Origin of the sequence: Nonomuraea sp. 3N208, from assembly GCF_052245935.1 — a bacterium.
GTDB lineage: Bacteria > Actinomycetota > Actinomycetes > Streptosporangiales > Streptosporangiaceae > Nonomuraea.
Map to the genome: position 1 here is coordinate 28,730 of NZ_JBQQBR010000015.1, position 23,203 is coordinate 51,932.

The 23,203-nt window shown below is 69.4% G+C and carries 28 protein-coding genes and 2 tRNA genes; 15 read left to right on the plus strand and 15 right to left on the minus strand.

Annotation, left to right across the window (positions count from 1 at the left end; translation table 11 throughout):
* Positions 1 to 79: 79 nt before the first annotated feature.
* Positions 80 to 1,240 carry a TetR/AcrR family transcriptional regulator C-terminal domain-containing protein gene (locus tag ACTWPT_RS23165; RefSeq protein ID WP_443179523.1) on the plus strand — a complete coding sequence of 387 codons (1,161 nt, stop codon included), beginning with the start codon at positions 80 to 82 and terminating at the stop codon, positions 1,238 to 1,240.
* A gap of 66 nt (positions 1,241 to 1,306) precedes the next feature.
* A tRNA-Ala gene (locus ACTWPT_RS23170) sits at positions 1,307 to 1,382 on the plus strand.
* 300 nt (positions 1,383 to 1,682) lie between these two features.
* Here the strand turns inward: ACTWPT_RS23170 and dctA are convergent.
* The 5 genes from dctA to ACTWPT_RS23195 all read right to left on the minus strand — a co-directional run bounded on the left by dctA (position 1,683) and on the right by ACTWPT_RS23195 (position 8,012).
* Positions 1,683 to 2,990, minus strand: coding sequence for a C4-dicarboxylate transporter DctA (dctA, locus tag ACTWPT_RS23175; protein WP_443179524.1), 1,308 nt, complete (start codon positions 2,988 to 2,990; stop codon positions 1,683 to 1,685).
* A 231-nt stretch (positions 2,991 to 3,221) separates the two neighbouring features.
* A complete protein-coding gene (locus ACTWPT_RS23180) occupies positions 3,222 to 4,271 on the minus strand; it encodes a glycosyltransferase family 2 protein (RefSeq protein WP_443179525.1) in 1,050 nt (349 codons plus the stop codon).
* Positions 4,272 to 4,703: 432 nt separating this feature from the next.
* Positions 4,704 to 5,978 carry an extracellular catalytic domain type 1 short-chain-length polyhydroxyalkanoate depolymerase gene (locus tag ACTWPT_RS23185; RefSeq protein ID WP_443179526.1) on the minus strand — a complete coding sequence of 425 codons (1,275 nt, stop codon included), beginning with the start codon at positions 5,976 to 5,978 and terminating at the stop codon, positions 4,704 to 4,706.
* Between the two features lie 155 nt (positions 5,979 to 6,133).
* Positions 6,134 to 6,976, minus strand: coding sequence for a hypothetical protein (locus ACTWPT_RS23190; protein WP_443179527.1), 843 nt, complete (start codon positions 6,974 to 6,976; stop codon positions 6,134 to 6,136).
* Between the two features lie 58 nt (positions 6,977 to 7,034).
* The gene (locus tag ACTWPT_RS23195; protein WP_443179528.1) at positions 7,035 to 8,012 is read right to left on the minus strand and encodes a helix-turn-helix transcriptional regulator; all 978 of its coding nucleotides are present in this window, start codon (positions 8,010 to 8,012) and stop codon (positions 7,035 to 7,037) included.
* 46 nt (positions 8,013 to 8,058) lie between these two features.
* Between ACTWPT_RS23195 and ACTWPT_RS23200 the strand changes: the two genes are divergently transcribed.
* Positions 8,059 to 8,496: a hypothetical protein gene (locus ACTWPT_RS23200; RefSeq protein WP_443179529.1), complete on the plus strand. Its 438-nt coding sequence runs from the start codon at positions 8,059 to 8,061 to the stop codon at positions 8,494 to 8,496.
* On the opposite strand, the gene ACTWPT_RS23205 is transcribed toward ACTWPT_RS23200, so the two are convergent.
* Positions 8,483 to 8,818 (minus strand): hypothetical protein, encoded by a 336-nt coding sequence (locus tag ACTWPT_RS23205; protein WP_443179530.1) that lies wholly within the window; start codon positions 8,816 to 8,818, stop codon positions 8,483 to 8,485. The two genes, ACTWPT_RS23200 and ACTWPT_RS23205, sit on opposite strands and share 14 nt — an antisense overlap.
* Positions 8,819 to 8,925: 107 nt before the next feature.
* Between ACTWPT_RS23205 and ACTWPT_RS23210 the strand changes: the two genes are divergently transcribed.
* Positions 8,926 to 9,090, plus strand: a complete 165-nt coding sequence (locus ACTWPT_RS23210) for a hypothetical protein (RefSeq protein WP_443179531.1) — start codon at positions 8,926 to 8,928, stop codon at positions 9,088 to 9,090.
* On the opposite strand, the gene ACTWPT_RS23215 is transcribed toward ACTWPT_RS23210, so the two are convergent.
* From ACTWPT_RS23215 to ACTWPT_RS23225, 3 genes are read right to left on the minus strand one after another with little or no spacing between them, the layout of a single operon-like run.
* On the minus strand, positions 9,080 to 9,544 hold the full coding sequence (locus ACTWPT_RS23215; protein WP_443179532.1) for a hypothetical protein: 465 nt from the start codon (positions 9,542 to 9,544) through the stop codon (positions 9,080 to 9,082). The genes ACTWPT_RS23210 and ACTWPT_RS23215 overlap by 11 nt on opposite strands.
* Positions 9,545 to 9,580: 36 nt before the next feature.
* Positions 9,581 to 11,377, minus strand: coding sequence for a Na+/H+ antiporter NhaA (gene nhaA, locus ACTWPT_RS23220; RefSeq protein ID WP_443179533.1), 1,797 nt, complete (start codon positions 11,375 to 11,377; stop codon positions 9,581 to 9,583).
* 27 nt (positions 11,378 to 11,404) lie between these two features.
* The gene (locus ACTWPT_RS23225; RefSeq protein WP_443179534.1) at positions 11,405 to 12,094 is read right to left on the minus strand and encodes a GAP family protein; all 690 of its coding nucleotides are present in this window, start codon (positions 12,092 to 12,094) and stop codon (positions 11,405 to 11,407) included.
* Between the two features lie 395 nt (positions 12,095 to 12,489).
* On the opposite strand from ACTWPT_RS23225, the gene ACTWPT_RS23230 reads away from it, so the two are divergent.
* Positions 12,490 to 12,927, plus strand: a complete 438-nt coding sequence (locus ACTWPT_RS23230) for a hypothetical protein (protein WP_443179535.1) — start codon at positions 12,490 to 12,492, stop codon at positions 12,925 to 12,927.
* Here ACTWPT_RS23230 and ACTWPT_RS23235 read toward each other — a convergent pair.
* A complete protein-coding gene (locus ACTWPT_RS23235; RefSeq protein WP_443179536.1) occupies positions 12,872 to 13,366 on the minus strand; it encodes a DUF523 domain-containing protein in 495 nt (164 codons plus the stop codon). The two genes, ACTWPT_RS23230 and ACTWPT_RS23235, sit on opposite strands and share 56 nt — an antisense overlap.
* Complete coding sequence (locus ACTWPT_RS23240) at positions 13,336 to 14,694, minus strand: DHA2 family efflux MFS transporter permease subunit (protein ID WP_443179537.1); 1,359 nt, start codon at positions 14,692 to 14,694, stop codon at positions 13,336 to 13,338. Before ACTWPT_RS23240 ends, ACTWPT_RS23235 begins: the two co-directional genes overlap by 31 nt.
* A 118-nt stretch (positions 14,695 to 14,812) precedes the next feature.
* Between ACTWPT_RS23240 and ACTWPT_RS23245 the strand changes: the two genes are divergently transcribed.
* From ACTWPT_RS23245 to ACTWPT_RS23280, 8 genes are all read left to right on the plus strand, one after another.
* On the plus strand, positions 14,813 to 15,439 hold the full coding sequence (locus tag ACTWPT_RS23245; protein WP_443179538.1) for a TetR/AcrR family transcriptional regulator: 627 nt from the start codon (positions 14,813 to 14,815) through the stop codon (positions 15,437 to 15,439).
* A gap of 51 nt (positions 15,440 to 15,490) precedes the next feature.
* Complete coding sequence (locus ACTWPT_RS23250; RefSeq protein WP_443179539.1) at positions 15,491 to 15,853, plus strand: hypothetical protein; 363 nt, start codon at positions 15,491 to 15,493, stop codon at positions 15,851 to 15,853.
* Positions 15,850 to 16,236, plus strand: coding sequence for a hypothetical protein (locus tag ACTWPT_RS23255; protein WP_443179540.1), 387 nt, complete (start codon positions 15,850 to 15,852; stop codon positions 16,234 to 16,236). The genes ACTWPT_RS23250 and ACTWPT_RS23255 overlap by 4 nt, the downstream gene beginning before the upstream one ends.
* Before the next feature lie 31 nt (positions 16,237 to 16,267).
* The gene (locus tag ACTWPT_RS23260; protein WP_443179541.1) at positions 16,268 to 16,918 is read left to right on the plus strand and encodes an SRPBCC family protein; all 651 of its coding nucleotides are present in this window, start codon (positions 16,268 to 16,270) and stop codon (positions 16,916 to 16,918) included.
* A 101-nt stretch (positions 16,919 to 17,019) separates the two neighbouring features.
* Entirely contained in the window at positions 17,020 to 18,261 is a 1,242-nt protein-coding gene (locus ACTWPT_RS23265) for a CynX/NimT family MFS transporter (RefSeq protein WP_443179542.1), read from the plus strand.
* Positions 18,258 to 19,097, plus strand: a complete 840-nt coding sequence (locus tag ACTWPT_RS23270; protein ID WP_443179543.1) for a metal-dependent hydrolase — start codon at positions 18,258 to 18,260, stop codon at positions 19,095 to 19,097. The genes ACTWPT_RS23265 and ACTWPT_RS23270 overlap by 4 nt, the downstream gene beginning before the upstream one ends.
* 116 nt (positions 19,098 to 19,213) lie before the next feature.
* Positions 19,214 to 19,429: a helix-turn-helix domain-containing protein gene (locus ACTWPT_RS23275; protein WP_327590147.1), complete on the plus strand. Its 216-nt coding sequence runs from the start codon at positions 19,214 to 19,216 to the stop codon at positions 19,427 to 19,429.
* Positions 19,430 to 19,433: 4 nt separating this feature from the next.
* The gene (locus ACTWPT_RS23280) at positions 19,434 to 19,964 is read left to right on the plus strand and encodes a Clp protease N-terminal domain-containing protein (protein WP_443179544.1); all 531 of its coding nucleotides are present in this window, start codon (positions 19,434 to 19,436) and stop codon (positions 19,962 to 19,964) included.
* Between the two features lie 3 nt (positions 19,965 to 19,967).
* On the opposite strand, the gene ACTWPT_RS23285 is transcribed toward ACTWPT_RS23280, so the two are convergent.
* A complete protein-coding gene (locus ACTWPT_RS23285; protein ID WP_443179545.1) occupies positions 19,968 to 20,861 on the minus strand; it encodes an RNA polymerase sigma-70 factor in 894 nt (297 codons plus the stop codon).
* A gap of 75 nt (positions 20,862 to 20,936) precedes the next feature.
* Between ACTWPT_RS23285 and ACTWPT_RS23290 the strand changes: the two genes are divergently transcribed.
* Positions 20,937 to 21,009: transfer RNA gene (locus ACTWPT_RS23290), tRNA-Ala, on the plus strand.
* Between the two features lie 117 nt (positions 21,010 to 21,126).
* Here ACTWPT_RS23290 and ACTWPT_RS23295 read toward each other — a convergent pair.
* Positions 21,127 to 21,576 carry an AAA family ATPase gene (locus ACTWPT_RS23295; protein WP_443179546.1) on the minus strand — a complete coding sequence of 150 codons (450 nt, stop codon included), beginning with the start codon at positions 21,574 to 21,576 and terminating at the stop codon, positions 21,127 to 21,129.
* A gap of 59 nt (positions 21,577 to 21,635) precedes the next feature.
* Between ACTWPT_RS23295 and ACTWPT_RS23300 the strand changes: the two genes are divergently transcribed.
* On the plus strand, positions 21,636 to 22,079 hold the full coding sequence (locus tag ACTWPT_RS23300; protein ID WP_443179547.1) for a GNAT family N-acetyltransferase: 444 nt from the start codon (positions 21,636 to 21,638) through the stop codon (positions 22,077 to 22,079).
* Here ACTWPT_RS23300 and ACTWPT_RS23305 read toward each other — a convergent pair.
* Both ACTWPT_RS23305 and ACTWPT_RS23310 read right to left on the minus strand, forming a co-directional pair.
* Positions 22,076 to 22,597: a nucleoside-triphosphatase gene (locus ACTWPT_RS23305; RefSeq protein ID WP_443179548.1), complete on the minus strand. Its 522-nt coding sequence runs from the start codon at positions 22,595 to 22,597 to the stop codon at positions 22,076 to 22,078. The two genes, ACTWPT_RS23300 and ACTWPT_RS23305, sit on opposite strands and share 4 nt — an antisense overlap.
* A 12-nt stretch (positions 22,598 to 22,609) precedes the next feature.
* Positions 22,610 to 23,020: a VOC family protein gene (locus ACTWPT_RS23310; RefSeq protein WP_443179549.1), complete on the minus strand. Its 411-nt coding sequence runs from the start codon at positions 23,018 to 23,020 to the stop codon at positions 22,610 to 22,612.
* Positions 23,021 to 23,203 lie beyond the last annotated feature (183 nt).

Here is a 23,203-nt window from a genome sequence, read left to right on the forward strand (position 1 = left end):
ATTGATATAGCGCACTAGTGCACCTGATGCCGTCCATGTGGTTGGATGTGGGCTAGTGCACTAGGGCGGAGGGGGCAGCGTGGATCGGCAGGACGTTCCCTACCTCCGGATCGTCGACGAGATCCGGCGCCGGATCGCGAGTGGGGAGCTGGCGCCCGGCGACAGGGTGCCCTCGACCCGGCAGATCGTCCGGGAGTGGCGCGTCGCGATGGCGACCGCCAGCAAGGTCCTCAGCCGGCTTCAGGAGGAGGGGCTGGCACGGCCCGTACCCGGCGTCGGCACCGTGGTGGCGGGGCCGGAGCGGCGGCCGCCTCCGGAGGACCTCACCAGGCAGCGGATCGTGAAGGCCGCCGTCGAGATCGCCGACGCGGAGGGCCTGGCCGCGGTCTCCATGCGGCGCATCGCCGCGGAGCTCCGTGCCTCCGCCATGTCCCTGTACCGGCACGTGGACGGCAAGGATGAGCTCGTCCACCTGATGGCCGACGCCGTCTACGGCGAGGAGCTGATAGCCGAGCGGCCGGTGAGCGCTTCGCCGCACGGCCACGCCGTCGCGGCACACACGGCGCCCGCCCAGCCACCCGGCGGTCGGACACAGGCGGAAAGCGGCGCTGCGGTGTCCGGCCGGCCACGTGGTGAGCGGGTGCAGTCGCAGGCCGGACGTCCGGTGTCTGGTGAGCCGATGCGGCCGGAGGTCGTGCAGGCAGCGCCTGGGCTTCCGCGCGGCCGGTCAGTGCAACCGGAGGTCGTCCATGGAGCCCCTGGTCGGCCGCGTGGCTGGCGGGCCCAGCTGGAGCTGGCGCTGCGCGGGCTGTGGCGCATTCACCGCCGCCACCCCTGGCTGGCCCGGGCCGTCTCCCTGACCAGGCCCCAGTTCATTCCGAACGGCATGGCCCACACCGACCGGCTGCTGCGCGCGGTGGACGGGCTCGGCCTCGACGCCAATACCATGCTGCACGTCGCCGTTTCCCTCACGAACTTCGTCCGCGGCACCGCTGTGAGCTTGGAGGCCGAGGAGCAGGCGAGGACGGAGACGGGGATCACCGACGACGAGTGGATGCGGGCACGGGAGGCCGAGCTGGGCGAGATGCTCTCCTCCGGCGCCTATCCCACGCTGGCCAAGGTCGTGGCGCAGCCGGGGCTTGACATGGACTTGGACTCGCTCTTCGAGTTCGGCCTGCGCCGTCAGCTCGACGGGGTGGCCGCACTGGTGGCCAGGGCGCGGGACGGGCGGCGCGATTAGGCGAATCGGCGCGGATGGCTATATGCTCTCGGAGCGCCGCAACGAGTGGACTCGTAGCGGTGACCAGGGGCTATAGCGCAGTTGGTAGCGCGCCTCCATGGCATGGAGGAGGTCTGGGGTTCGAATCCCCATAGCTCCACCAACGTTCTGTATTCGAACGTCGAAGGGCGGTCGGTCGGCGACATCGCTGACCCGGCCGCCCTTGATTTCATGTGGGGGAAGATCCCCTCGTTGAGCCGCTGGGTGCTCAGACCGCTGGCTGGAGTCGGACGAGGGTCATCCAATTGTCCTCGTCTTTCTTGTGGGTGGCCGTGCGCAGGCCGGGCATGGGCGTCGCGCACCTGGCAGGACAAGTGCGCGACGCGGACGGCGCGGTGACCTCACGCCCATACGGACACGGGCTCCTCGTCCGAGCGGTCGGGAGACGTGTCCGGACGGGGTCTTACGCCGGCACGGTCGCCGGCTCCTCCGCTGAACTGGTCGGGGGGATCTCCTTGCCGTCCAGGACCTTCGCGGCGCGTTCCTTGTCGATGTCGCCCTCCCAGGCGGCGATGACCACGGTGGCCACCGAGTTGCCGAGCAGGTTGCCGGCCGCCCGGGCCATGCCCATGAACCAGTCCACCGACAGCACCAGGACCAGACCCGCGACCGGGATCGCCGGAATCGAGGCGAGGGTGGCGGCGAGCACCACGATGGCCGAGCCGGGGATGCCGTGTGCGCCCTTGGAGGTGACCAGGGCCACGAGCAGCACCACCAGCAGGTCGCCGAGGGACAGTGGCACGCCGGTGGCCTGTCCGATGAACGCGGCGGCGAGGGTCAGGTAGATCGAGAAGGCGTCCAGGTTGAAGGAGTATCCGGTCGGGATGACCAGGCCCACCGTGGACTTCTTGATCCCCAGGTGCTCCAGCTTCCGCATGACCTGCGGGAGCACGCTGTCGGACGAGGCCGTGCCCAGGACGACCAAGACCTCCTCGCGGAGGTATCCGATCAACTTGAAGATGTTGAACCCGGCCAGTTTGGTCACGAAACCGAGGATCGCCACGACGAAGATCACAACCGCGGCGTAGAACAGCACGACGAGCCAGCCCAGCCGGACCAGGGCGTCTCCCCCCGAGTTGCCCGCGGTGACCGCCACCGCGCCGAGCACGCCCAGCGGGGCGAGCCGCACGATCAGCGAGACCACCTTGAACAGCACTTCGGTGGTCGCCTCGATGAACTGCCCGACCGGGCGCGCCTTCTCCCCGACCAGCAGCAGCCCGCAGCCGAACAGCACGGCGAACAGCAGCACCTGCAGCACGTTGCCCTCGGCGAAGGCGCCGACCACCGATGTGGGGATGAGTCCGAGGACGAAGCCGACCGTGCCGCCTTCGGCGAGCTTGGTGGCGTTTTCCTGCTGGGTCGCGAGCTTGGACGCGTCGAGGGAGGCCGGGTCGACGTTCATGCCCGCGCCCGGCTGGAAGACCAGGGCGAGCACCAGGCCGAGCACCAGCGCGACCGTGGTGATGACCTCGAAGTAGACGATCGTCTTGAGGCCGACCCGGCCTACGCGCTTGAGCTCGCCCGCTCCCGCGATGCCCGCGACGACCACGCAGAACACCAGCGGCGCGATGACCATCTTGATGAGGGTGATGAAACCGTCGCTGAGCGGTTTGAGCTCGGCAGCGAAGGCCGGGAAGAGCAGGCCGACCACCGCGCCGATGACGGCTGCGATGAGGACCTGACCGAACAGAGAGGTGACGAACCTTCGCACGGGGCTCCCTATGTCAGGCGCCCGAGGGCTCGCCGCGCGCACGCTCGGAGTGGCCGCTCGAGCGCCATTGCTGATCGGGGGGTTACGACGAAGGCACGGTACGTGACTTTCCCGTCGTGGATAGCACCCTATGGACGGGCAAACGCATCGTCTAGGGGACGAAACCCACTTGAAACCCAGATAACAGCAAATTTACGTAACTCAACTCAGCGGTGTCGGGGGCAGGCATGGTCAGCGGCCTTTCTCGTAGACGAGGAGGCCGGGAGAAAGGCGCAGGGGGACCATGACGAGCTCAACCACCATGGCCTTCCAGGCGTAGTAGAGGTTGACGGCCTTGTTCAGGTAGACGAAGGGGAGGTTGAGCAGGACCTGGTGGAGGGGGAGGCGGCGGCGTCCGGCCGCGTAGAGGAGGGTGGGGGTGGTGATGAGCAGCTCGCTGCCCGCCCACCAGGCCATCGTGCGTGCCAGTGGCTCGTGCAGGGCAAGCGTGAGGATCAACGGAGTGGCCCACCACAGCGGGGCCAGGAGGATCTCCAGGAGTGCGACCACGATCCAGGTCGCCAACATGGGCTTGCGGGTGAGGAGGCGGGGGAGATGCAGGCGGACGTTCTGCATGAAGCCCGCCATCCAGCGCCACACCTGCTTGCGGAGGTAGGTGAGGGTTTCCGGGTCGGCGGCCCAGGCCATGGCGTCGGAGACGTAGACGGCCTTGCGGCCCTCCAGCTGCTGGCTCCAGGTGAAGTCCATGTCCTCCACGATGGTGCGCTCAGGGAAGCCGCCGAATGCGGCGAGGGTGGCGCGCCTGAACACCGAGCAGCAGCCCGAGCAGACCATGGGGCTGTTGGCCAGCTGCTGGATCGGGCGATGCCAGTGGAAGCCGAAGAGGTATTCGATGGATCTGCCGCGCTCCCAAGGGGTGCGGGTGAAGCGGGTTTGTACGTTTCCCGCCGCCACGCCCACCTCCGGGTCGTCGAAGGCAGGCTTGATGCGCTCGATGTAGTCGGGGGCGAGCACGGTGTCGGCGTCCACGGCCAGGACCAGGTCGGTGTCGCAGTGCGGGAGCGCGTGGTTTTGGGCCTTGGCCTTGCTGCCCAGGTTGCGGGGTGGGCGCAGGACCGTCACGCCGTGGGCGGCGGCCACCTCGCTCGTGCGGTCGGTTGAGCCGTCGTCGACGACGATGACCTTCTCGGGCGGGACGGTCTGGGCGGCTATGGATCGCAGGGTCGCGGGGAGGCCGTGCTCCTCGTTGTGGGCCGGGACGATGACCGTGAGGGTCTTCACCTGCGCCTCCTGCGCAGCTTGACTGCGATCAGGGTGACCAGGCCGACCATGGCGTAGATGATCAGGCTGAACCCGAGCGTGGGCGGGCCTCCGGGCATCTCGTGCTTCCTCTCGACGGGAGGGTGTGGTGAGTCGGTGGTTCACGAGGATGCTGGGTCGGGCGGGCTCGCGGTCGCGGCGAATCGCATTCTGTGGATGGTGGGTGAGGGTCGGAATCGTCCTGTGGACAAGGTGCCCGCTGCCGGGCTACCGCAGCGCGTACGCCCGTTCGATCGTCTGGGTCACCGACCCGCCCCGCCGAGTCGGCCGCCGTGAAGTGACCCGGCCCACGGCAGGCGCCGGCCGCGTGGCCGAATGCGGGCCGGCCCGCAGGATCCCAACGAGATTCGCCCGGCGCCGTGTGAGGCGACGCCGGGCGGACGGAAGCCATCGTCAGGTGCAGGCGGCCCCGTTGAGCGTGAAGGCGGGCGGCTTGGCGGTGTTCCCATTGTGGGTGGCCTGGAAGCCGAACTGGGTGGAGGCGCCCGGTGCGAGGGTGCCGTTGTAGCCGACGTTCCTGGCCGTGACCTGGCCGGAGTTGGGGGAGATCGTCGCGTTCCACACGGAGGTGACCGTCTGGCCCGCGGGCAGCGTGAAGGCCAGCGACCAGGACGAGAGCTGTGCGGTGCTCGTGTTGGTGATCGTGACGGCGGCCGTGAAGCCGGAGTTCCACGTGTTCATCGTGTACGTGACCTGGCACGCCCCCGGCGGCTGCGGACTCGGGCTCTGCGATGGGCCGCCGCCCCCGGTGTTAAGGCCGAGGAACGCGATCGCGGCCGCGGCCATCCCGCTCTGGGGCAGGTTGTGCCCGACGCCCTGCAGGCTGATGCCCTCGACCGGGACGGTCGTGCCGGTGCCGCCGTACCTGGTCCGCGTCCAGCCGGACTGGGGCTGGTCGGTGAAGCTCGGGGTCTGGCTCAGGCCGTGGACGTTGGTCCACTGCTTGATCTGCTCCTGGAAGTTCGGGTAACGCAGCGTGGAGTCCTCGGTGCCGTGCCACACCTGCATGCGCGGGCGGGGGCCGCTGTAGCCGGGGTACGCGGCGCGTACCAGGTCGCCCCACTGCTGCGGGGTCATGATGCGCTGGCCGTTGGCGCACTGGCTGTTCCAGCTCGACCCGTCCGTGGTGGCGAAGCAGCCGAAGGGCACGCCCGCGAAGGACACGCCGGCCTTGAACACGTCGGGGTAGGCGCCCAGCAGGACGTTCGTCATCATGGCGCCGGAGGACGCGCCCGTGGCGTAGGTGCGCTCGGGGTCGGTGTTGTAGCGCTGCTGGACGTACCTGACCATGGAGACGATGCCCACCGGGTCACTGCCGCCGTCGTGCCGCAGCGCCTGCGGCGAGGAGACGTCGTAGCAGGAGCCGCTCCGGGTCGCCGACGGGTAGATCACGATGAACTTGTGCTGGTCGGCCAGCGAGGCGAACTCCGTGCCCGAGTAGAAGGCCGGGCCCGAGCCCGTGCAGTAGTGGACGGCCACGAGCAGCGCCGGGCGGGCTGGAATGCCGTCGGGGACGTAGAGGTGCATTCGTAAGTTCGTGGGGTTCGTGCCGAAGCCGGTCACCTCCGTCAGTTGCGCCGAGGCGGCCGGCGGCGCTGTGATCAGGCTCGCGACGATGAGCGTCAGCGCGGCGATCACGGCGCCTGCGATTCGGGCTGTCACCTTCATGGGACTCCTTTCTGTCCTGAAACGTTGCGGGTGGACAATGAAAGTTTCATCATGGCAATATGCCTGATGGAATCCCTGTGAGTGTCCCTTGCGAGCCGTGTGAGGACAGGAGATCAAGCGGCGAGCGGTACGAAACTTTCGGCGAACGGTCGTCCTCAGGCCGTCAACTCCTGCCACCACCGCTCCCGGTGCGTGCTGCGCAGCAGCCGGTTGTGCAGGCGGTGCAGGACCTTGGCGTTGTGGGTGTTGACCTCGATCTCATCCGCTGACGCCAGGCGGCGCAGGGGGCGGCCATGGCAGGTGGAGCAGCCGCACGTGCCGTCACCGAGCCGCTCGACCGGGACGAACTCCAACCGCTCCGGCACGAACGCGCTACGCGCACCACCGCGCCGCCAGCCGCCACGAATTTCGTGCGGTTCCGGGTAAAGATGGCGCAGCACCTCGCGCACGCCGATCGCGGCCCACTCGGCGCCGTGCGCCAGCGCGGCCAGCGCCGGCACGCCCGCCGAGAGCAGGGGGAGCGGCAGCGGCCGGTACGGTGGCCCGTCCTCGACGACCAGCGCCACCTGCATCCCGTAGTCCGCCACGGTACGGAGGAGAACCGGCCGGTCCTCAGCGACCCACCGCGTGTGCACGGGAAGTACGGCGATCACACCGTCCCACTGGATGGCCTGTTCGAGGACGGCGTGCAGGGATTCATGGTCCCCTTTGCCGATATAACCGGAATCGGTGAGCGGGGCCGTCGCCCCCGCCTCCACCTGGTCGGCGATCCAGTCCGCCGACAGCCGGGCCGTGCCTCGTAACCGCGCCGACCCCGCGTAGCGCCGCCGATCGGCGAGCAGCGGCCCGTCATAACCGCTCCTGCGCGCCATGCGGACCGCGTCGTGCCCGGCCTGTCCGGTGAAGACCAAGCCGGAGCCGGGATGCCCGGCCAGCGTCACCGCGTCGTAGACGTCCCTGACGCTGACCTGGACCAGCAGGCGGTCGCGCAGGTCCATGGCGCCCTCTCCGGGGCGGGGGAGTCTTTACAGCGAAATATCCCCATAAATAAGGGGTTCAGGCGCTTCCGTATCGTTCCGCGAGCACCTTCGCCGCTTCCGCCAGCCGATCACGCAGCTCGCCAGGAGCCAGCACCTCGGCGTCCACGCCGAGCCTGAGGAACTCCCCCAGCGCATGCTCGATCGACTCGATCGGCACCGTGACCCGCGTCCAGCCCTCCTCGTCCGGTGGCTGCGCGGTCTGCCGCGCCGCGGCCACCACACCCGGCGTCATCAGATCGGCCAGGCGCTCGAGACCGTGCGGCGACAGCCGGACCGCCGCCTCGCCCCACCGCAACCTGGCCTCGAACGCGGCCAGGTACTCCTGCCAGTACGCCGCCAGATCGAAGCCCTCCGGCCGGGTGAACCCCTCCTCCAGCGGGTGCAGGTCGAGGATCTGCGAGACCCGGTACGTGCGCAGGTCCTCGCCCGCCCGCGCCACCAGATACCACCGCCCCGCCTTGATGACCAGCCCGTACGGGTCGAGCCGCCGCTCCACCTCCTGCGGCGCCTTCCACCGCCGGTACCGGACCTGGATCCGCCTCTCGTTCCAGACGGCGTCGGCCACGGCCGGCAGGTACGTGACCGGCTCCCGGTCCCGATACCAGGTGGGTGCGTCCAGGTGGAAGCGCTCCTGGATGCGCCCGGCCCGATCACGCAGCTCGACCGGAAGCGCGGCCATCAGCTTGAGCTGCGCGGCCGTCACCACCGCGCCCAGCCCCAGCTCGGCCGCGGGGCCTGGCAGCCCGGCCAGGAACAACGACTCGGCCTCGTCCGCGGTCAGGCCGGTGAGCCTGGTGCGGTAGCCGTCGAGCAGCTGGTAGCCGCCCTTCGGGCCGGCGTCGCCGTACAGCGGGATGCCGGCCGCGTGGAGCGACTCGACGTCGCGGTAGATCGTGCGTACCGAGACCTCGAGCCGGTCGGCCAGCTCCTGCGCGGTCATCCGGCCACGCGTCTGCAGGAGCAGCAGGATCGAAACCAGGCGAGAAGCACGCATATACGCTGACACTACCTGTCAGTGACCCCGGCCTACGGTCGGGCGCATGAACGACTTCGACTTTTTCGCCGGGCATTGGAATGTGGCGAACCGCCGCCTCGTGGACGGCGCTTGGGACGAGTTCCCCGGACATTCCGTGGCCACCCGGCACTTCGACGGGGCGGCCAGCTTCGACGAGATCAGCTTCCCGACCAAGGGCTCCAGCGGGCTGACCGTGCGCGTGTACAACCCCGGCACGCGGCAGTGGTCGATCTACTGGGCCAGCAGCGCGTGCGGCACGCTCGACACCCGGCCTATGGTGGGCGCCTTCGAGGGGAACCGGGGCGAGTTCTTCGGCGAGGAGACCTACGAGGGCAGGCGGGTGCGGTGCCGGTTCATCTGGACCGTCATCGACCGGGACACGGCCCGGTGGGAGCAGGCCTTCTCGGAGGAGGGCGAGGAGGCCTGGGAGACGAACTGGGTCATGGAATTCACGCGCGCGTGACGCTGTGGAGCGCGCGCGGCGTGCCGGTGGGCGCCGCGTCGGCGGTGCTGCGTACCCATAGGAGCGCGGCCACGGCCACGGCCGCGATCAGCAGCACCAGCCCGCCGACCACGACCACCCACCACCAGGCGGACTTCGGTGGCTTCGCCTCGTAGAGGGGGACGTCGGGCAACATGTCCGGCGTGTACGGCAGGCGCTGCGTCGAGGGAGAATCCTGGGGATGCGGCGGTTGCGCGGGATGGGGGTAACGGTGCCTGATCGTCTGATTGGGATCCGGTTCCTGCCGGTCAGGCTGATCTGGGTTCATAATCCCCTCGAGCACGCTGCGGAGTGTCGGGTTTTCCGCCCACATTGTCACACTCTCCCATCCAGGTGGCATGACGTCTGTACTCGTGACGGGCGACCCTGCGCGCGACGCAGGTGCTCACCATGGCCGAGGTCGCCGAGCGCTGGCTGCGGGCCCGCAAGCTGCGCAGGAAGGTGCTGCGGCTACGGGTCCCCGGCACGCTGGGCCGCGCCTTCCGAGCCGGTCATCTGACCACGAAGGCCCAGCCCGCCGGCGAGATCAGCTGGGATGCGTACCTCAGGGGTTGAAGGGCGGGTTCGGCGGGTTCTGCCACCCGGGCTGCTGCTGGAACGGCGGCTGCGGGTGCTGTCCCCAGCCGGCCTGCTGCTGCGGCTGCTGCGGTTGCTGCCAGTCCGGCCCCTGGGGCGGTGTGGACTGCTGCGGATTGCGCCGGGCCACCACGGCCCAGATCAGCAGGGCTGTGCCGGTGAGGCTGAAGATCAGGGAGATGGCGGTCGAGATGGTGAAGGCCAGCCCGAGGCCCAGGAGGTCGGCCAGCGCCTCGTCGAGGATGCCCCGCGCGATGCTGAACACCGCTCCGCCCAGCAGCACGACGCAGCCCATGATCCCGATGACCGACGCCCGCCCGTAGTCACGCCTGCGCATCGCCATCAAGATGATGCCGCCGATCAGGAGCACGCTCAGCAGGATGAGGCCGGCGATGCTGACGATGGCGATGCTGGACCTGTCGATCGCGGTCATCAAGAAGCTCCCAGGGGTAAGACGACGCGGACGACGTTACGGGGATTCGCGTAGTTCTTCCACCGCGCGGCTGATCGAATCCAGGTCGAGCGGACCCTGGTAACGCACCCCGTTCAGGAAGAGGGTGGGCGTGCCGCGCACCCCGCTGTCGCGTCCCGACGCCTCGTCGAGCCCGATCCTGGAGACGTGGCTCGGCACGTCCGACCAGGGCTCGACGTCCAGCTGGGCGGCGTAGTGCGCCAGGTCGGCGTCCGTGAGGAAACGCTGGTTGTCGAAGAGGATGTCGTGCATCTCCCAGAACCTGTCCTGATCGGCCGCGGCCTCGGCGACGATCGCGGCAGGCGCCGCCCGGGGGTGCAGGGTCCTGATCGGGAAGTGCCGGAACACCAGGCGTACGTCGGGGTTCTTGTCGCGGAGCTCCTCCAGGACGGGATGGAGTCGGCCGCAGTACGGGCACTCGAAGTCCCCGTACTCCACGATCGTGATCCTCGCGTCCTCCGGACCCCGCATGTGATCGCCGGGCCCCACGGGCACGGACAGCAGCTCGGGCAGTTCCTCGTCCGGCTCGGCTTCAGGCGGCGCGCAGACCCCGCCCCGGTCCCACGCCATCCGGAAGATCATCCATCCCAGCAGGGCGGCGAGCAGCGACCCGGCCAGAATCCCGATCTTCGCCTGGGCCTGGATCACCGGATCGTCGAAGGCCAGGTCCACGATGAACAACGCCACGGTGAACCCGATCCCGGACACCGCGGCTCCGCCCAGCAGCTGACCCCACACCAGGTTCCCGGGCAGGATCCCCCATCCGAACCTGAGCGGCAGCCACGTGCCGAGCGAGATGCCGATGAACTTCCCGAGCAGCAGCCCCAACGCCACGCCGATGGCCACCGGCGACGTGAGCGCCGCCCGCAAGGTCTCGGCGTCGAGCCGCACCCCGGCGTTCGCCAGTGCGAACACCGGCACGATCACATAGCTGCTCCACGGGTGCAAGCGCAGCTGCAGCCGCTCGTTCACGGAAACGGCCCTCTGGACCCGCCGCGCGGCCTCCCTGGCCGCTCGCGCGCTCGGCTCGCTGGTGAACTCGTGCACGGCCTCGCCGGCCAGCAGCAGCTTCTGGTCGGTCGGGGCGTACACGAAGACCAGGACGCCCAGCGCGATCCCGATGAGCGTGGGATGGATCCCGCTCTCCAACGTGGCCACCCAGAGCCCGAACCCCAGCACGATGTATGCCGGCGCCCGCCAGATCTTCAACCGCCGCAACGTCATGATGGCGGCCAGCAGCACGGCGGCGACCACGAGGGCGGGCAGGGCCAGGCTCTCGGTGTAGAAAAGGGCGATGATGATGATCGCCAGCACGTCGTCCACGATGGCCAGCGTCAGCAGGAAAGCCCGCAGCGGATCGGGGCACCGGGCGCCGACGATGGCCAGCACGCCCAGAACAAAAGCGGTGTCGGTGGCGATCGGCACGCCCCACCCGCCGGCCCCGGGCCCGCCGAAGTTGAGCAGCAGGTAGACCCCGGCCGGCACCAGCATCCCGCCGAGCGCCGCCACCGCCGGCACCCCGATCAGCCGCCGATCCCGCAACTGCCCGAGCCGCATCTCGTAGGAGACCTCGAGCCCGACGACGAAGAAGAACACCGTCATGAGGCCGTCGTTGACCCAGTGCCGCAGATCCAGCGAGAAGACGGCGTCCCCGAAGGACAAGCCCATCGGCGTGTGCCAGAAGGCCTCGTAGGTGTCCCCCCATGGGGAATTCGCCCAGAGCAGAGCCAAAGCGGTGGCGACGAGCAACGCGCTCGTGCTGCCGGCCTCGGTCCTGAAAAAGGCTCGCAACATCCCAGATCTCCCCCCGGAGATCTGATCCTAGGGTCCCCGGGAGAACAGATGGGACGCCGCATCCCCGGCAAGCAGGAAACCGACGATGGCCATGGCCCAGCTGACCATCGAGGCCGAGTGCTTGGTGAGCCACACCCGCAGCCGCTCCAGCTTCGGCTCCAGCCAGGATCCGGCGACCGCGCGCAGACCCATGAGTGCCAGCGGCGGGAGGATCATGATGAGCACGTAGCCGGCGAGCAGCGGCAGCCACTCCCCGGCGGCCAGGCCGGAGGTCGTCATGATGCCGACCGCCGCCAGGTACGGCACCATCGTCGCCACCTCGACCACCCCGGCCGTCAGCCCGAGCACCACCATGACGCGCGGGCCGCCGGTCCGCGGCTCGAACCGGCGCTCCGGCTTGCCCAGCTTCGCCCGCCTCTTGGGGTCGAACTTGTAGCTGAGCGCGAACAGCCCCACCCCGAGCACGAGTTGCACCCAGTACGCCGGGCGGCTGTGCAGCGCGTCGCCGAAGCTCTCCATGGCCGCCGACAGCCCGAGCATCAGCGCCACCCCGACCAGGAAGTAGAAGAGCGCAATGGTGCCGAGGTAGATCAGCAGCCGTGACACGCGGGATCGTTCCGAGGCCAGGAGGAGGTAGATGGGGATGACCAGGGTGCCGAAGCTGGTGCTGTCGATCACCGCCAAGGCGGCAAGGGCGAGCATCAGTCCGATCGTCATGTGACGATCCTGGTGGTCACCGGGGAGCGCGCGCCTCCTCCACCGGGCCGAAACCGGCGTACATCCTTCGATGCATGCTCACTCGCCCTTTGCCAGGCTCGTGCACTTCGCCTGTACATGGCCCCGGCGACGCCCGCCTGATCAACGTCCTCCTCAGCCTGCCTATGGGGCTACGCGAACGAATGGGTCGTGGCCGGTCGCCGGGCTCTCGAAGTCCGGGTTGTTCGCCCAGGTCTGCTGCGTGAACTCGAACTGGTTGATCAGGATGCCGTTGAAGGCCGCGAGCAGCGCACCGACACCTGGGAGTACTGACGCGCCCTACTGCGAAGGTCGTACCGCGGTGGCCTCCCTGGGGACGATGGCCCAGGACCGGGTCCGGTGCGACCCTGGTCGGCATGGACGCACTGCGCAAAGCCTTGGGCGGGCTCTCGCTGATCTACGCGCTGGTCTTCTTCACGGCCGTGCTGCTGCACGCCGGGGTCACGCTCGGCCCGCTGAGCCAGCCCGTGATCGTCCCCGCCTCGATCGTGGAGACGCTGTGCGGCTTCGCCATGCTCGCCGGGGCGTACGGCGCGCTGACCGGACGGGCGTGGGCCTGGGACGGGCTCATCTACACGCACGCGGCCGCGCTGGGCGGCGTGCTGATGGGCATGCTTGCGGTCGCGATGAAACCGGGGGCCGAGGCCACCACGCTGCTGCTCTGGTATCACGGCACGATAGCGGCCGTGCTGGCCGCCGGCCTCGGCGCGGCGTTCTACGTCTCCAGGGTGCGCCCGATCACGACTCCAGGCTCCGCAGGTATACGGCGGCCTCGGCGACGTGCTCCTCGGTGAACACGCGGATGCCGTTGGACTCCAGCAGCGCGGTCGTGACGCCCTGGCCGGGCGTGCGATGGCCACGGAACGTGCCGTCGTAGATCGACAGCGCGCCGCACGAAGGGCTGCCTTCTTTCAAGACCGCCAGCCGGATCCCGAAGGACTTGGCGACGGCGAGCGCGGACTGCGCGCCCGCCAGGAACTCGGCCGTCACGTCCGACCCGTCCGTCGCCAGCACGCGCGCGGTGCCGGAGAGCACGGCAGCGCCGCCCGCACCGCCCTCGATCTCGGCGGCCGGGCGCGGGATCGGCAGCCCGCCCTCCACCTCCGGGCAGAACGGCACCAGCCGCCCCTCCTCGCGCCACCCGGCGAGCCAGGCGTCCGAGCTGGTCTTGGCGCCGCCGTCGTAACGCACCCGGCGGCCCATCAGGCAGGCGCTGACGAGGATCCTCTCCACGCCTTCGATCCTATGAGCGCGATCGGCACCAGCGAGACGGCGGCCAGCACGATGGCGCAGCCGAAGGCGTACGTGAACGGCTGCGCCACGCCGGCCCCGGCGAACAGCTGCAAGAGCACGGCGAGTAGTGCGACGCCGAACGGCGAGGCGAGGCGTACCGCGATAGTGCTCAACGTGGTCGCGGCCGGGATGGCGACCGGCTCCAGCGTCTTGAACGCGGCCGCCATCACCGAGGTCGACACGAGCCCGTGCCCCAGCCCGAGCACGAAGATCGGCACCGGGCCTCCGAACGCCACGAACGCCACCAGCCCCGCCACCGCCACGACCACTCCGGCCGCGGCCACGCCACGCGGACCCTTGGCGTCGGTGAGCCTGCCCGCCACCGGCATCGTGACTGCCGCGCCCACTCCCATCGGGGCCAGCAACAGGCCCGCGTCCAGCGCGTTCCCACCCTCGGCGAGCTGGCTGTAGAGCGGCACGAGCACCGTGAAGCCGAACATGGCCGCCGAGTAACACACCAGCGCCACCACCGCGGCGGCGAACGTGCGGTCACCGAACAACCGCAGATCCACCAGCGCCGTTTCCGGAGTCCTCATCGCCCGCACCGCGAACGCCACGACCAGGACGAGCCCGATCCACAAAGCCGGATGTAGCACCGACGCCCCGTTACCCACCTCGGACAGGCCGTAGACCAGCGCGGCCAGCCCAGGGGACAGCACCGCCAGTCCGGCCACGTCGAGACCTTGTGACCCTTGCGGCTGCTCGCGGGGCAGCAGCAGGAGCGCCGCCGCCAGCGCCACCCCACAGATCGGCACGTTGACCAGGAACAACCACCGCCAGCCGAGGCTCTCCACGATCACCCCGCCGAGCGGCGGACCCAGCACGGGAACCAGCATCGCGGGCACCGAGATCATGGCCATCGCCCGGCCCATCCGTTCCTTGCCCGCCGCCCGGGCCAGCGTCATCTGGCCCACAGGCAGGAGCAGGCCGCCGCCCAGCCCCTGAACCGCGCGGAAGGCGACCAGGCTTCCGACCGACCAGGCGGCCGCGCTGAGCGCCGACCCCGCGACGAACAGCACCAGCGAGACCAGCCAGACATTCCTGCTGCCGAACCTGCCGACCGCCCAGCCGGTGACGGGGACCGTCATCGACAGGGCAAGCAGGTAGCCGGTGATCGACCATTGCATGGTCGCGAGCGTCGTATCGAAACCGCGGGCCAGCGTGTTGACGGCCACGTTGACGATCGTCGTGTCGAGCATCGTCATGACGACGCCCAGCAGTACGGCCAGGCCGGTCGTCCAGAAAGGGAGTCGTACGCCGTATCGCATGTCGTACAGCGTATCACTTCCGTACGGTGTAGCGGCTGGCCTAGAATCGGGGACTGTGAGCTCTGTCTGGTCGCGGCCTACGCCGCCCCGTCGCCCGGCCCTGACCAGGGAGGCGATCGTGGGTGCTGCCGTCGCGATCGCCGACGTCGAGGGGCTGGCCGCGGTGTCGATCCGGCGTGTGGCCGCCGAGCTGGGCGCTCGGACAATGACGCTCTACTCGTACATCTCGAGCAAAGAGGACCTGCTGGCGCTGATGCTCGACGAGATCGCCACCGAGGCGCTCGTGGACGAGCCGCTGCCCGGCGACTGGCGTGACGCGCTGCTGCTGATCGCCTGGCGCGAGCGGGAGCTGGTGCGCCGTCACCCGTGGCGAGTCGATCTGATCTCGCAGCGGGTCGCGGTGGGGCCGAACGGGCTGCGGCATGTGGAGCAGAAGTTGGCCGCGATCGACGGGCTCGGGCTCGACCGGCAGACGGCCTGGCGGTTCCTGGCGGCGTACAACGACTATATGACCGGGTTCGTGGTCAGGGAGGCGCTGGAGCGGGCCGCGCCCCGGCAGATGGGGATCAATGACGCCGAGCGGGCGGCGGTGGCGGAGCCGTACATCAAGGAGCTGGTCGAGAGCGGCGAGTTCCCGCGGTTGGCGCCGATGATCGAGCAGGGGGTGCCGGGGGCGGACGACAACTTCGAGCGTGGCCTGCGCTGGCTCCTGGATGGGATGGAACGCGACCTCCGCGCGCGCTAGCCGCTTCTCCGGAATGGGGGGCGACCCACCCTGGCGATACCCTTGCCCCTGATGAACACCACCGTCTCCACGATCGTCATCGCCGGCTCCCTGCTCCTCATGCTGGCGAGCCTGATCGTCGCGATCCGCAACCGCCCAATGGGCATGGTCCTGCTGATCGGCTTCGCCGTGCTCGAGGTAGCGGTGCTGGTGCAGCTGGGATTCGTGATCGCGGCGGTGGCCAGGGGCGAGGGCCCCGAGGACAAGGTCACGCTGTGGGGTTACCTCCTCGGCCAGGTCGTGATCCCGCCGGCCGGGGTGTTCCTGGCGCTGGCGGAGCGGAGCAGGTGGGGATCGGCGATCCTGGCCGTGGCCGGGTTCGCGGTCGCGGTGATGACCGGCCGGCTGCTGCAGATCTGGCAGGGCGTGGTATGACCGCGTCGTCCTCCATCGGCACCGGTCCCGGACGCGCCCTGATCGCCGTCTACGGGTTGTTCTCGCTCGCTGCCGGGGCGCGGGCGGCCGTGCAGATCGCCGGCAGGTTCCAGGAGGCGCCGCTGGCGTACTCGCTGTCGGCGTTCGCCGCGCTGGTCTACATCGTGCTCACCGTCGCGCTCTGGCGCGGGGCTCGGCGCTTGGCGCTGGTCGCGCTCGGCATCGAGCTGGCGGGCGTGCTCGTCATCGGCACCGCCAGCCTCCTGGACCCGGCCGCCTTCCCCGACGAGACCGTCTGGTCCGTGTACGGCAGGGGTTATCTGTTCATCCCGCTCGTGCTGCCCGTCGTCGGCCTCTACTGGCTGCTGCGGCGAAGGCGTTAACGGGCGATGTGCCCGGGCAGAGGCACATCCCATGAGCACGATCGAGCACTCAGTAGACGTCGAGGTCCCCATCAGGGTGGCCTACAACCAGTGGACGCAGTTCGAGAGCTTCCCCGAGTTCATGGAAGGCGTGGAGTCGGTCAAGCAGATCAGCGACACGCGCACGGCCTGGATCGCGGAGATCGCCGGAGTACGCCGCGAGTTCGAGGCCGAAATCACCGAGCAGCACCCGGACGAGCGGATCGCCTGGCGTACCACCGACAAGCCGCACCAGGCCGGCGTGGTCACCTTCCACCGGCTCGACGACAACACGACCAGGGTCACGCTGCAGATGGAGTACGACCCTGAGGGTTTCGTCGAGACCGCCGGCGACTGGCTGCAGCTGGTCCGCCTGCGCGTGGTGGGTGACATGAAGCGCTTCAAGGCCTTCATCGAGGCGCGAGGCGGCGAAACGGGCGGCTGGCGCGGCGACGTGCCTGGGCCGCATCAGCGCGGCTCGATGTACGGCGACAGCGACGAGCGGGTGCCGCCCGGCACGGTCGGCGGCGACAACCTCCCGCCCTCCGACACCCTTCCGCCTCCAGGCCCGACGCCTCCAGGCCCGACGCCTCCAGGCCCGACGCCTCCAGGCCCGCCGCCTCCAGGCACCGAACCCCCAGAGGGTCCACGCCCGGTCCTGTGAGTCTCCCCGCGGGAGCCGGTTAGTTCCCGAGCCCGGGTGGGCCAGGAATAAACGCATGTTTTGGTCCTGTTACACTGTCCATTCATCCCATGATTAGATGAGTGGAGGACCGTCCCCGCATGAGCGTGCTCGCCCAAGAGCCCAGGGCCAGAACCACACCCCTCGCCTGGCTCCTCGTGCTGGGAATCGTCCTTGCCGCACTCAACCTCCGCACCGCCGTCACCAGCGTCGGCCCCCTCCTCGACCAGTTGTCCGGTGCGCTCGGCATGTCGAGCGTGAGCACCGGACTGCTCACCGCGCTCCCGGTCCTGGCCTTCGCCGGCGTAGGCGTCGTCACCCCTGCGCTCGCCAGGCGGGTCGGCGAGCACCGGCTCCTCCTCCTGGCCCTCGTCACGCTGGGCGCGGGCCTGCTCCTCAGGGCGCTGGTCGCTTCGGCGCCGGTGTTCCTGCTGAGCAGCGCGGTCGCGCTGTCCGGCGGGGCCGTCGGCAACGTGCTCATCCCGACGCTGATCAAGCGTCACTTCCCGGGCCGTACCGGGATCATGACCACCGTCTACACCACGGCCCTGGCGACGGGCACCATGCTGGCCGCCGCCGCGACCGTGCCGATCGAGCGTGCCTCGGGGGACTGGCACATCGCGCTCGGCGTGTGGGCGGCCCTGGCCGCCGTCGCCGCCATTCCGTGGCTTGCGCTGCAGCGCAGTGAGCCGGAGCGGGACGCGGGGAGCAGGGACTCGGGCATCCGCCGGATGCTCGGCAGCAAGATGGCCTGGATGATCGCGACGTACTTCGGCACCCAGTCGATGATCGCGTACATCATGCTCGGCTGGTTCGCCACGATTCTCGTCGACGGCGGCTACAGCACCTCGCAGGCTGGGCTGATCCTCGGCGTGTTCACCGCGCTGAACATCCCCGTCTCAGCCGTCGTGCCCATGGTCGCCGCCCGGTTCCGTGACCAGCGTCCCGTGGTGGTCGGGCTCGTGGCGTTCTACGCGGCCGGGTTCTTCGGGCTCTGGGCCGGGCCGATGTCGTGGGCGCTGGTGTGGGCGGTGCTGATCACCGTCGGCATGGGGTCGTTCCCGCTGGCGCTGATGATGCTGGGCCTGCGCACCCGTACGCCGGAGGCCACGGCCGCGTTGTCGGCGTTCGGCCAGAGCACCGGCTACCTGATGGCGGGCGCCGGCCCGCTGCTGGTCGGCGTGCTGTACCAGATGACGGGGGGCTGGGCGCTGACGTACACGATGATCTTCGCCGTGCTCGTCGTGCAGCTCCTCACCGGCCTGTACGCCGGCCGCGACCGCTACCTCGAGGACGAGCGGCCGGTTGGGACAATGACGAGGTGATATCAACTGCCGTCACCTTTCCCAGCGGCCAGGTCTCGGGCCGCTCTCAGATCGTCGGGACCGTGCCGGCGGGGGACCGGCACGGTCTCGTCGTCGCCGAGACGCCGTTCCACCCCCTCGACCACACCTGGCCCGACCAGCCCGCCGACCGCGGGACGATCGGCGGCGTGCCGGTGCTCGACTGCGTGACAGGGGCACAGTCGAGCAGCTCGCCGAGCTCCGGCGAGATCTTCCTGGGCGATGCCATCCCGGCGCGGCGCGGCGCCGAGGGCTGGGAATGGCTGGTCGTCCACGTGACCGAGACGCCGCTGCCCGTGGGGGCCGAGGTGGATCTGGAGGTGGACGCCGCGTTCCGTGCGGCGCTCTCGGCCGGGCACACCGCCTGCCACCTGGCCGCGCTCGCGCTCAACGCGGCCCTCGCCGGTCGGTGGCGCAAGGAGGTGGCGGTGGACGGACTCGGGCATCCCGACTTCGACCAGGCCGCGATCTCCTCCTCGCGGATCGCTGAATACGGCAGCGTGGACGTCTACCGCCTGGGCAAGTCGTTGCGCAAGAAGGGGTTCTCCGCGGAGGGCCTGGACCTTGAGCTGGTCGCTCAGCAGGTGAACGACCGGCTCAAGGCCTGGGTGGCCGCCGACGCGGCGGTCCGGCTCGACGTGCCGGGGCCAGGTCTGACGGCCCGCCGTACCTGGCACTGCTCGTTGCCCGAGGGTGAGGCGTCGATCCCGTGCGGTGGCACGCACGTCACCCGCACGGCGGAGCTGGGCCGGGTCGAGGTCACGCTCTCCCTGGAGGACGCGACCCTGACCATGCGCACCACCGCCCGCGCCATTTAGCGGCCGGAAAGGAAGCCGAGCACCCGCTTCCAGCCGTCCTCGCAGGTCGGGGAGAGGCTGTGAAATTTCTGTCAGCATATGCTGACAACGAGCGCGTGTCAGCATATGCTGACACTATGGAAGTCACCGAACTCGCCGTGGCGGCCGCAGATCACGATCCCGGGGTGGGCCTGGCGGCGGTGGCCGCGCTCAGGACCCTGCTGGAGGAGCTGGAGGCGATGCACGTGTCGAACGCCCGCGCTCAAGGGTGGTCGTGGGAGCAGATCGCCGACGCGCTCGGGGTTCGGCGGCAGACCGCCCATCGCAAGCACGCTCACCGGACAAGGGGGTAGCACGGTGTTCGCCAGGTTCACAGAAGACGCCCGCCGGGCCGTGGTCAGGGCCGGGATCCTCGCACTCGACGCCGGACGGCCGGCGCTGGACGCCGATCTGATCCTGCTGGGGCTGGCCGAGGTGCGACCGTTCGCGCTCTCGTCGTTCACCGTGTCCGCGCGCGACGTGCGGGAGCGGGTGGACGTCGGCGACGCGCGGCAGTTGCTCGCCATGCTGGGGATCGACCTCGACCTGGTGCACCGCCGCACCAGGGCCGGCGCCGACGCGCCCGCGGCGTGGCGGCTGCGGCGCTCGCGGCTGCGGCCGCTCCGGGTGACGTTGTACGGGCCGCTCGGCCAGATCCCCCTGGCCATGCACGCCAGAAAGGTGATCGAGGTGGCCCAGTGGCGGCCCGGGCCGATCACCGGGGAGCACCTGATCTGGGGACTGCTGGCCGACGGTCGCAACGGCGCCGCCCGGATCCTTCGCGACGCCGGAGTCGACCTCCCACAGCTCGTACGCGAGATCGGCATGCCAGTCCGCCGCGCCGCCTGACGTTCAGCCCGCCGGACTGAGGTGAGCGATCTTCTCCGGGTTGGCGAGAAGGTAGATGGTCTCGATCTTTCCGTCCGCGATCAGCAGCGAAATGACCGTGATCACCTTGCCGTCCGCCGAGATCACGATCGCCGGCCCGTTGTTCACCTGGGCCATCCCGAACGACAGGCCGGCGATCTCCGCCATGCCGATCGAGGCCATGAAGCGGGCGATGCTCGCCGGTGTGTTGATCGACAACAGCCAGCGGCCGACGTTCTCCGCGCCGGTGATGACCCGCAGCGCCGCCCTGGCCTTGCCGCCGCCGTCGCTGACCATCGTGACCTCGCTGGACAGCAGCTCGATCAGCGCGTCGAGGTCGCCGTTCGCGGAGGCGTTGATGAACCGCTCGGTGATCCGTCTCCGCTCGTGCCCGTCCACGTCGAACCGCGGCCGCTTCTCCCGTACGTGGTCCCGCGCCCGCCGCGCCAGTTGCCTGGTGGCAGCCTCGCTTCGCCCGATGATCTCGCCGATCTCCGCGAACGGCAGGTCGAACGCCTCCCGTAACACGAACACGGCCCGCTCCAGCGGCGACAACGTCTCCAGCACCACCAGCAGCGCCAGCTCCACCGAGTCGGCCAGCTCGGCGTGCTCGGCGGCGTCGGGCTCGGTGCTGATCGGCTCGGGCAGCCACGGCCCGACGTACGCCTCCCGCCGCGACTTCGCCCACCGCAGCCGGTCGATGGCCAGCCGCGAGGTCACCCTGATCAGATAGGCCTTGGGGTCGTCGACCGTCGCCTGATCCACACCCGACCAGCGAAGCCAAGCCTCCTGAACGACGTCCTCGGCGTCGGCCACGCTGCCCAGGATTCGGTACGCGACTCCGGTCAACAGGCTGCGATGATCTTCAAAGGTGGACATAGAACCTAAGACGTAGCACAGAGTTTTCGCCGTGACACGTGCGCTTCAGGATTCCGATACACTTGTTGATCGCAAGGGGCTATAGCGCAGTTGGTAGCGCGCCTCCATGGCATGGAGGAGGTCTGGGGTTCGAATCCCCATAGCTCCACTTCTTGATCATTTAAGAGCCGCGGCCGCGAGGCCCGGCTCTTTTCTGTTGGACTGAAGGCCGAGGAACAGCGACAGATTAGCTAGTCGAGAGCGAAGCACGCGGTCGCTCCTGAGCTCAAGTGTCGTACCGGGCCAACTCCTCGGGGGTCGGAGGCTCGAAGAGCGTTGCCCAGTGGTCGAGCATGTCTCGGGTGATCGGCGCCGTGCCCCAGTCACCGGCCGCGTTGCGGCTCTGCAGGCGGCGGTGCAGCTCCTCCAACGGCACGGACAGATACCGCAGCTCGACGGCCGCGCCCAGGGCACGCGCGCCGAGCCACATCTCCTCGCGTTCCGCGCGCGACCAGAAGCCGTACTCCAGAATGACGGTCTGGCCGAGCCTCAGCAGGTCTTGCGCATGCCGCCAGAGCTGCCTCTCCAGCAGCTCGCGGGCCTGCGCGTCGTGGAGGTCGACGCCCAGGTGGGCCAGCCATTCGTCCGGGCACAGCCGGACGGCCGGGATCTCGGCGGCCAGCCGCCTGGCCAGCGTGCTCTTCCCGGCGCCCGGCAGCCCACACAGCAGGATCAACCGTCCCGCACCTATGCTCGATCGCGTCACTTCACCACACATATCAGGGAGCCTCATAAGTGGTGATCATCGCTCAGGAGACGTCGTTCGACGAGGCCGAGATATACGGTCTGTACGACTCGGTCGGCTGGGACGTATGGACCCGCGACATCGTCAGGGTGTGCCGTGGCCTGGTCAACTCGCACCTCGTCATCACCGCCAGGGACGAGTCGGGCAAGCTGCTCGGCCTGGCGCGGACGGTGTCCGACGACGAGATCGTGTGCTACGTCCAGGAGCTGCTCGTCAACGCCGACCTCCACGGCCAGGGCATCGGCCGCCGGTTGCTCGAGCACCTGAAGGATCGCTACGCCCACTGCCGCTACTTCGTGCTGACCACCGACCACGAATCCACCCCGGACGGGCCCGCGAACCACTCCTTCTACCGGCGTCTCGGCTTGATCCAGCATCACGAGCAAGGGTTGTCCGCCTTCGGCCTGCCTGTGCGGAATGCGCAGAGCCGCTAGGCCGACAGCAGGCGGCTGAGCGTGCGGGGCAGCTCGTCGCGGTTCTGCGGGGTGACGGTGATCAGCTCCGCCTCGAAACGGGACTTCAACGCCGGCCGGCTGCGCTGGTGGATGGTGGCCACGACGGGGATGTCGGCGGCGAAGAGCGCGACGCAGCGCGGCAGGAACGCGGGCGACAGCAGCTCCATCGGCCCGATCTCGTCGATGAGCGCCACGGCGCCCTTCGTGGTCAGAGCATGCTCTATGGCGGGCAGCGCGATGCGTTCGAACTCGGGCACGTTGACGCCGTACTGCCCGATCCGGGGCCCGGACACCCACGAGACGTGGGCCATGACCGCCTTCTCCCCGCCGAGCTCCTCGATCGTGAAGCCGACCCGGTGGCCGTGCTCGCGTACCTCGTCGCTGACGAATCCGCGCACCGGCACGCCCGCCTCCCGCAGCAGCTCCGCCAGGCGGCGGATCACGGTGGTCTTGCCGGTGCGGGGAGGGGCGGTGAGCATGATGTGCGGGTGCGCCACGGGTCCAGGATGTCAGACCGACTGCTTGCCGGTCAGCACCTCGAGGTAGTGCGGGTTCCGCATGACGCCGAGGATGTTGCCGAACGGATCCACCACGGACGCGGTGATGAACCCCTTGCCCTCGCCCTGCTCGGTGATGGGCTGGTATTCCTTGGCGCCCATGCTGAGCAGCCGGTCGAAGGCGGCCTGCAGGTCGTCCACGTGCCAGTACATGATCGAGCCCCCGGGCCCGGACGTCGCGCCCTCGGGGGCGAAGCGGCTGTTGATCAGGCCGAGCTCGTGCTGGTAGTCGCCGAGGCGGAACTCGGCGTAGGCGCCCGGGATCTCGTAGTACGGCTCGACGCCGAGCAGCTCGGCGTACCAGCTCTTGGCCGCCTCGAAGTCGGCCGCGTAGAAGTTGAGCGTCGCAAATCCGCGCAGCATGTCGGTTTCCCTTCCTCGGTTCCTGATACTGCGATCCTCCCAGCCAAAGTGCTCATCAAATGAGCACTTTCAGCCGGCACCACAACTTCAGCGCCCTGAACCGCCTGCCCAGCGACACCTGCCAGTCGCGGTAGTCCACGACGGAGCCGGCGGCGCGAGCTCCTCAGGGGGTCATGTGATCGC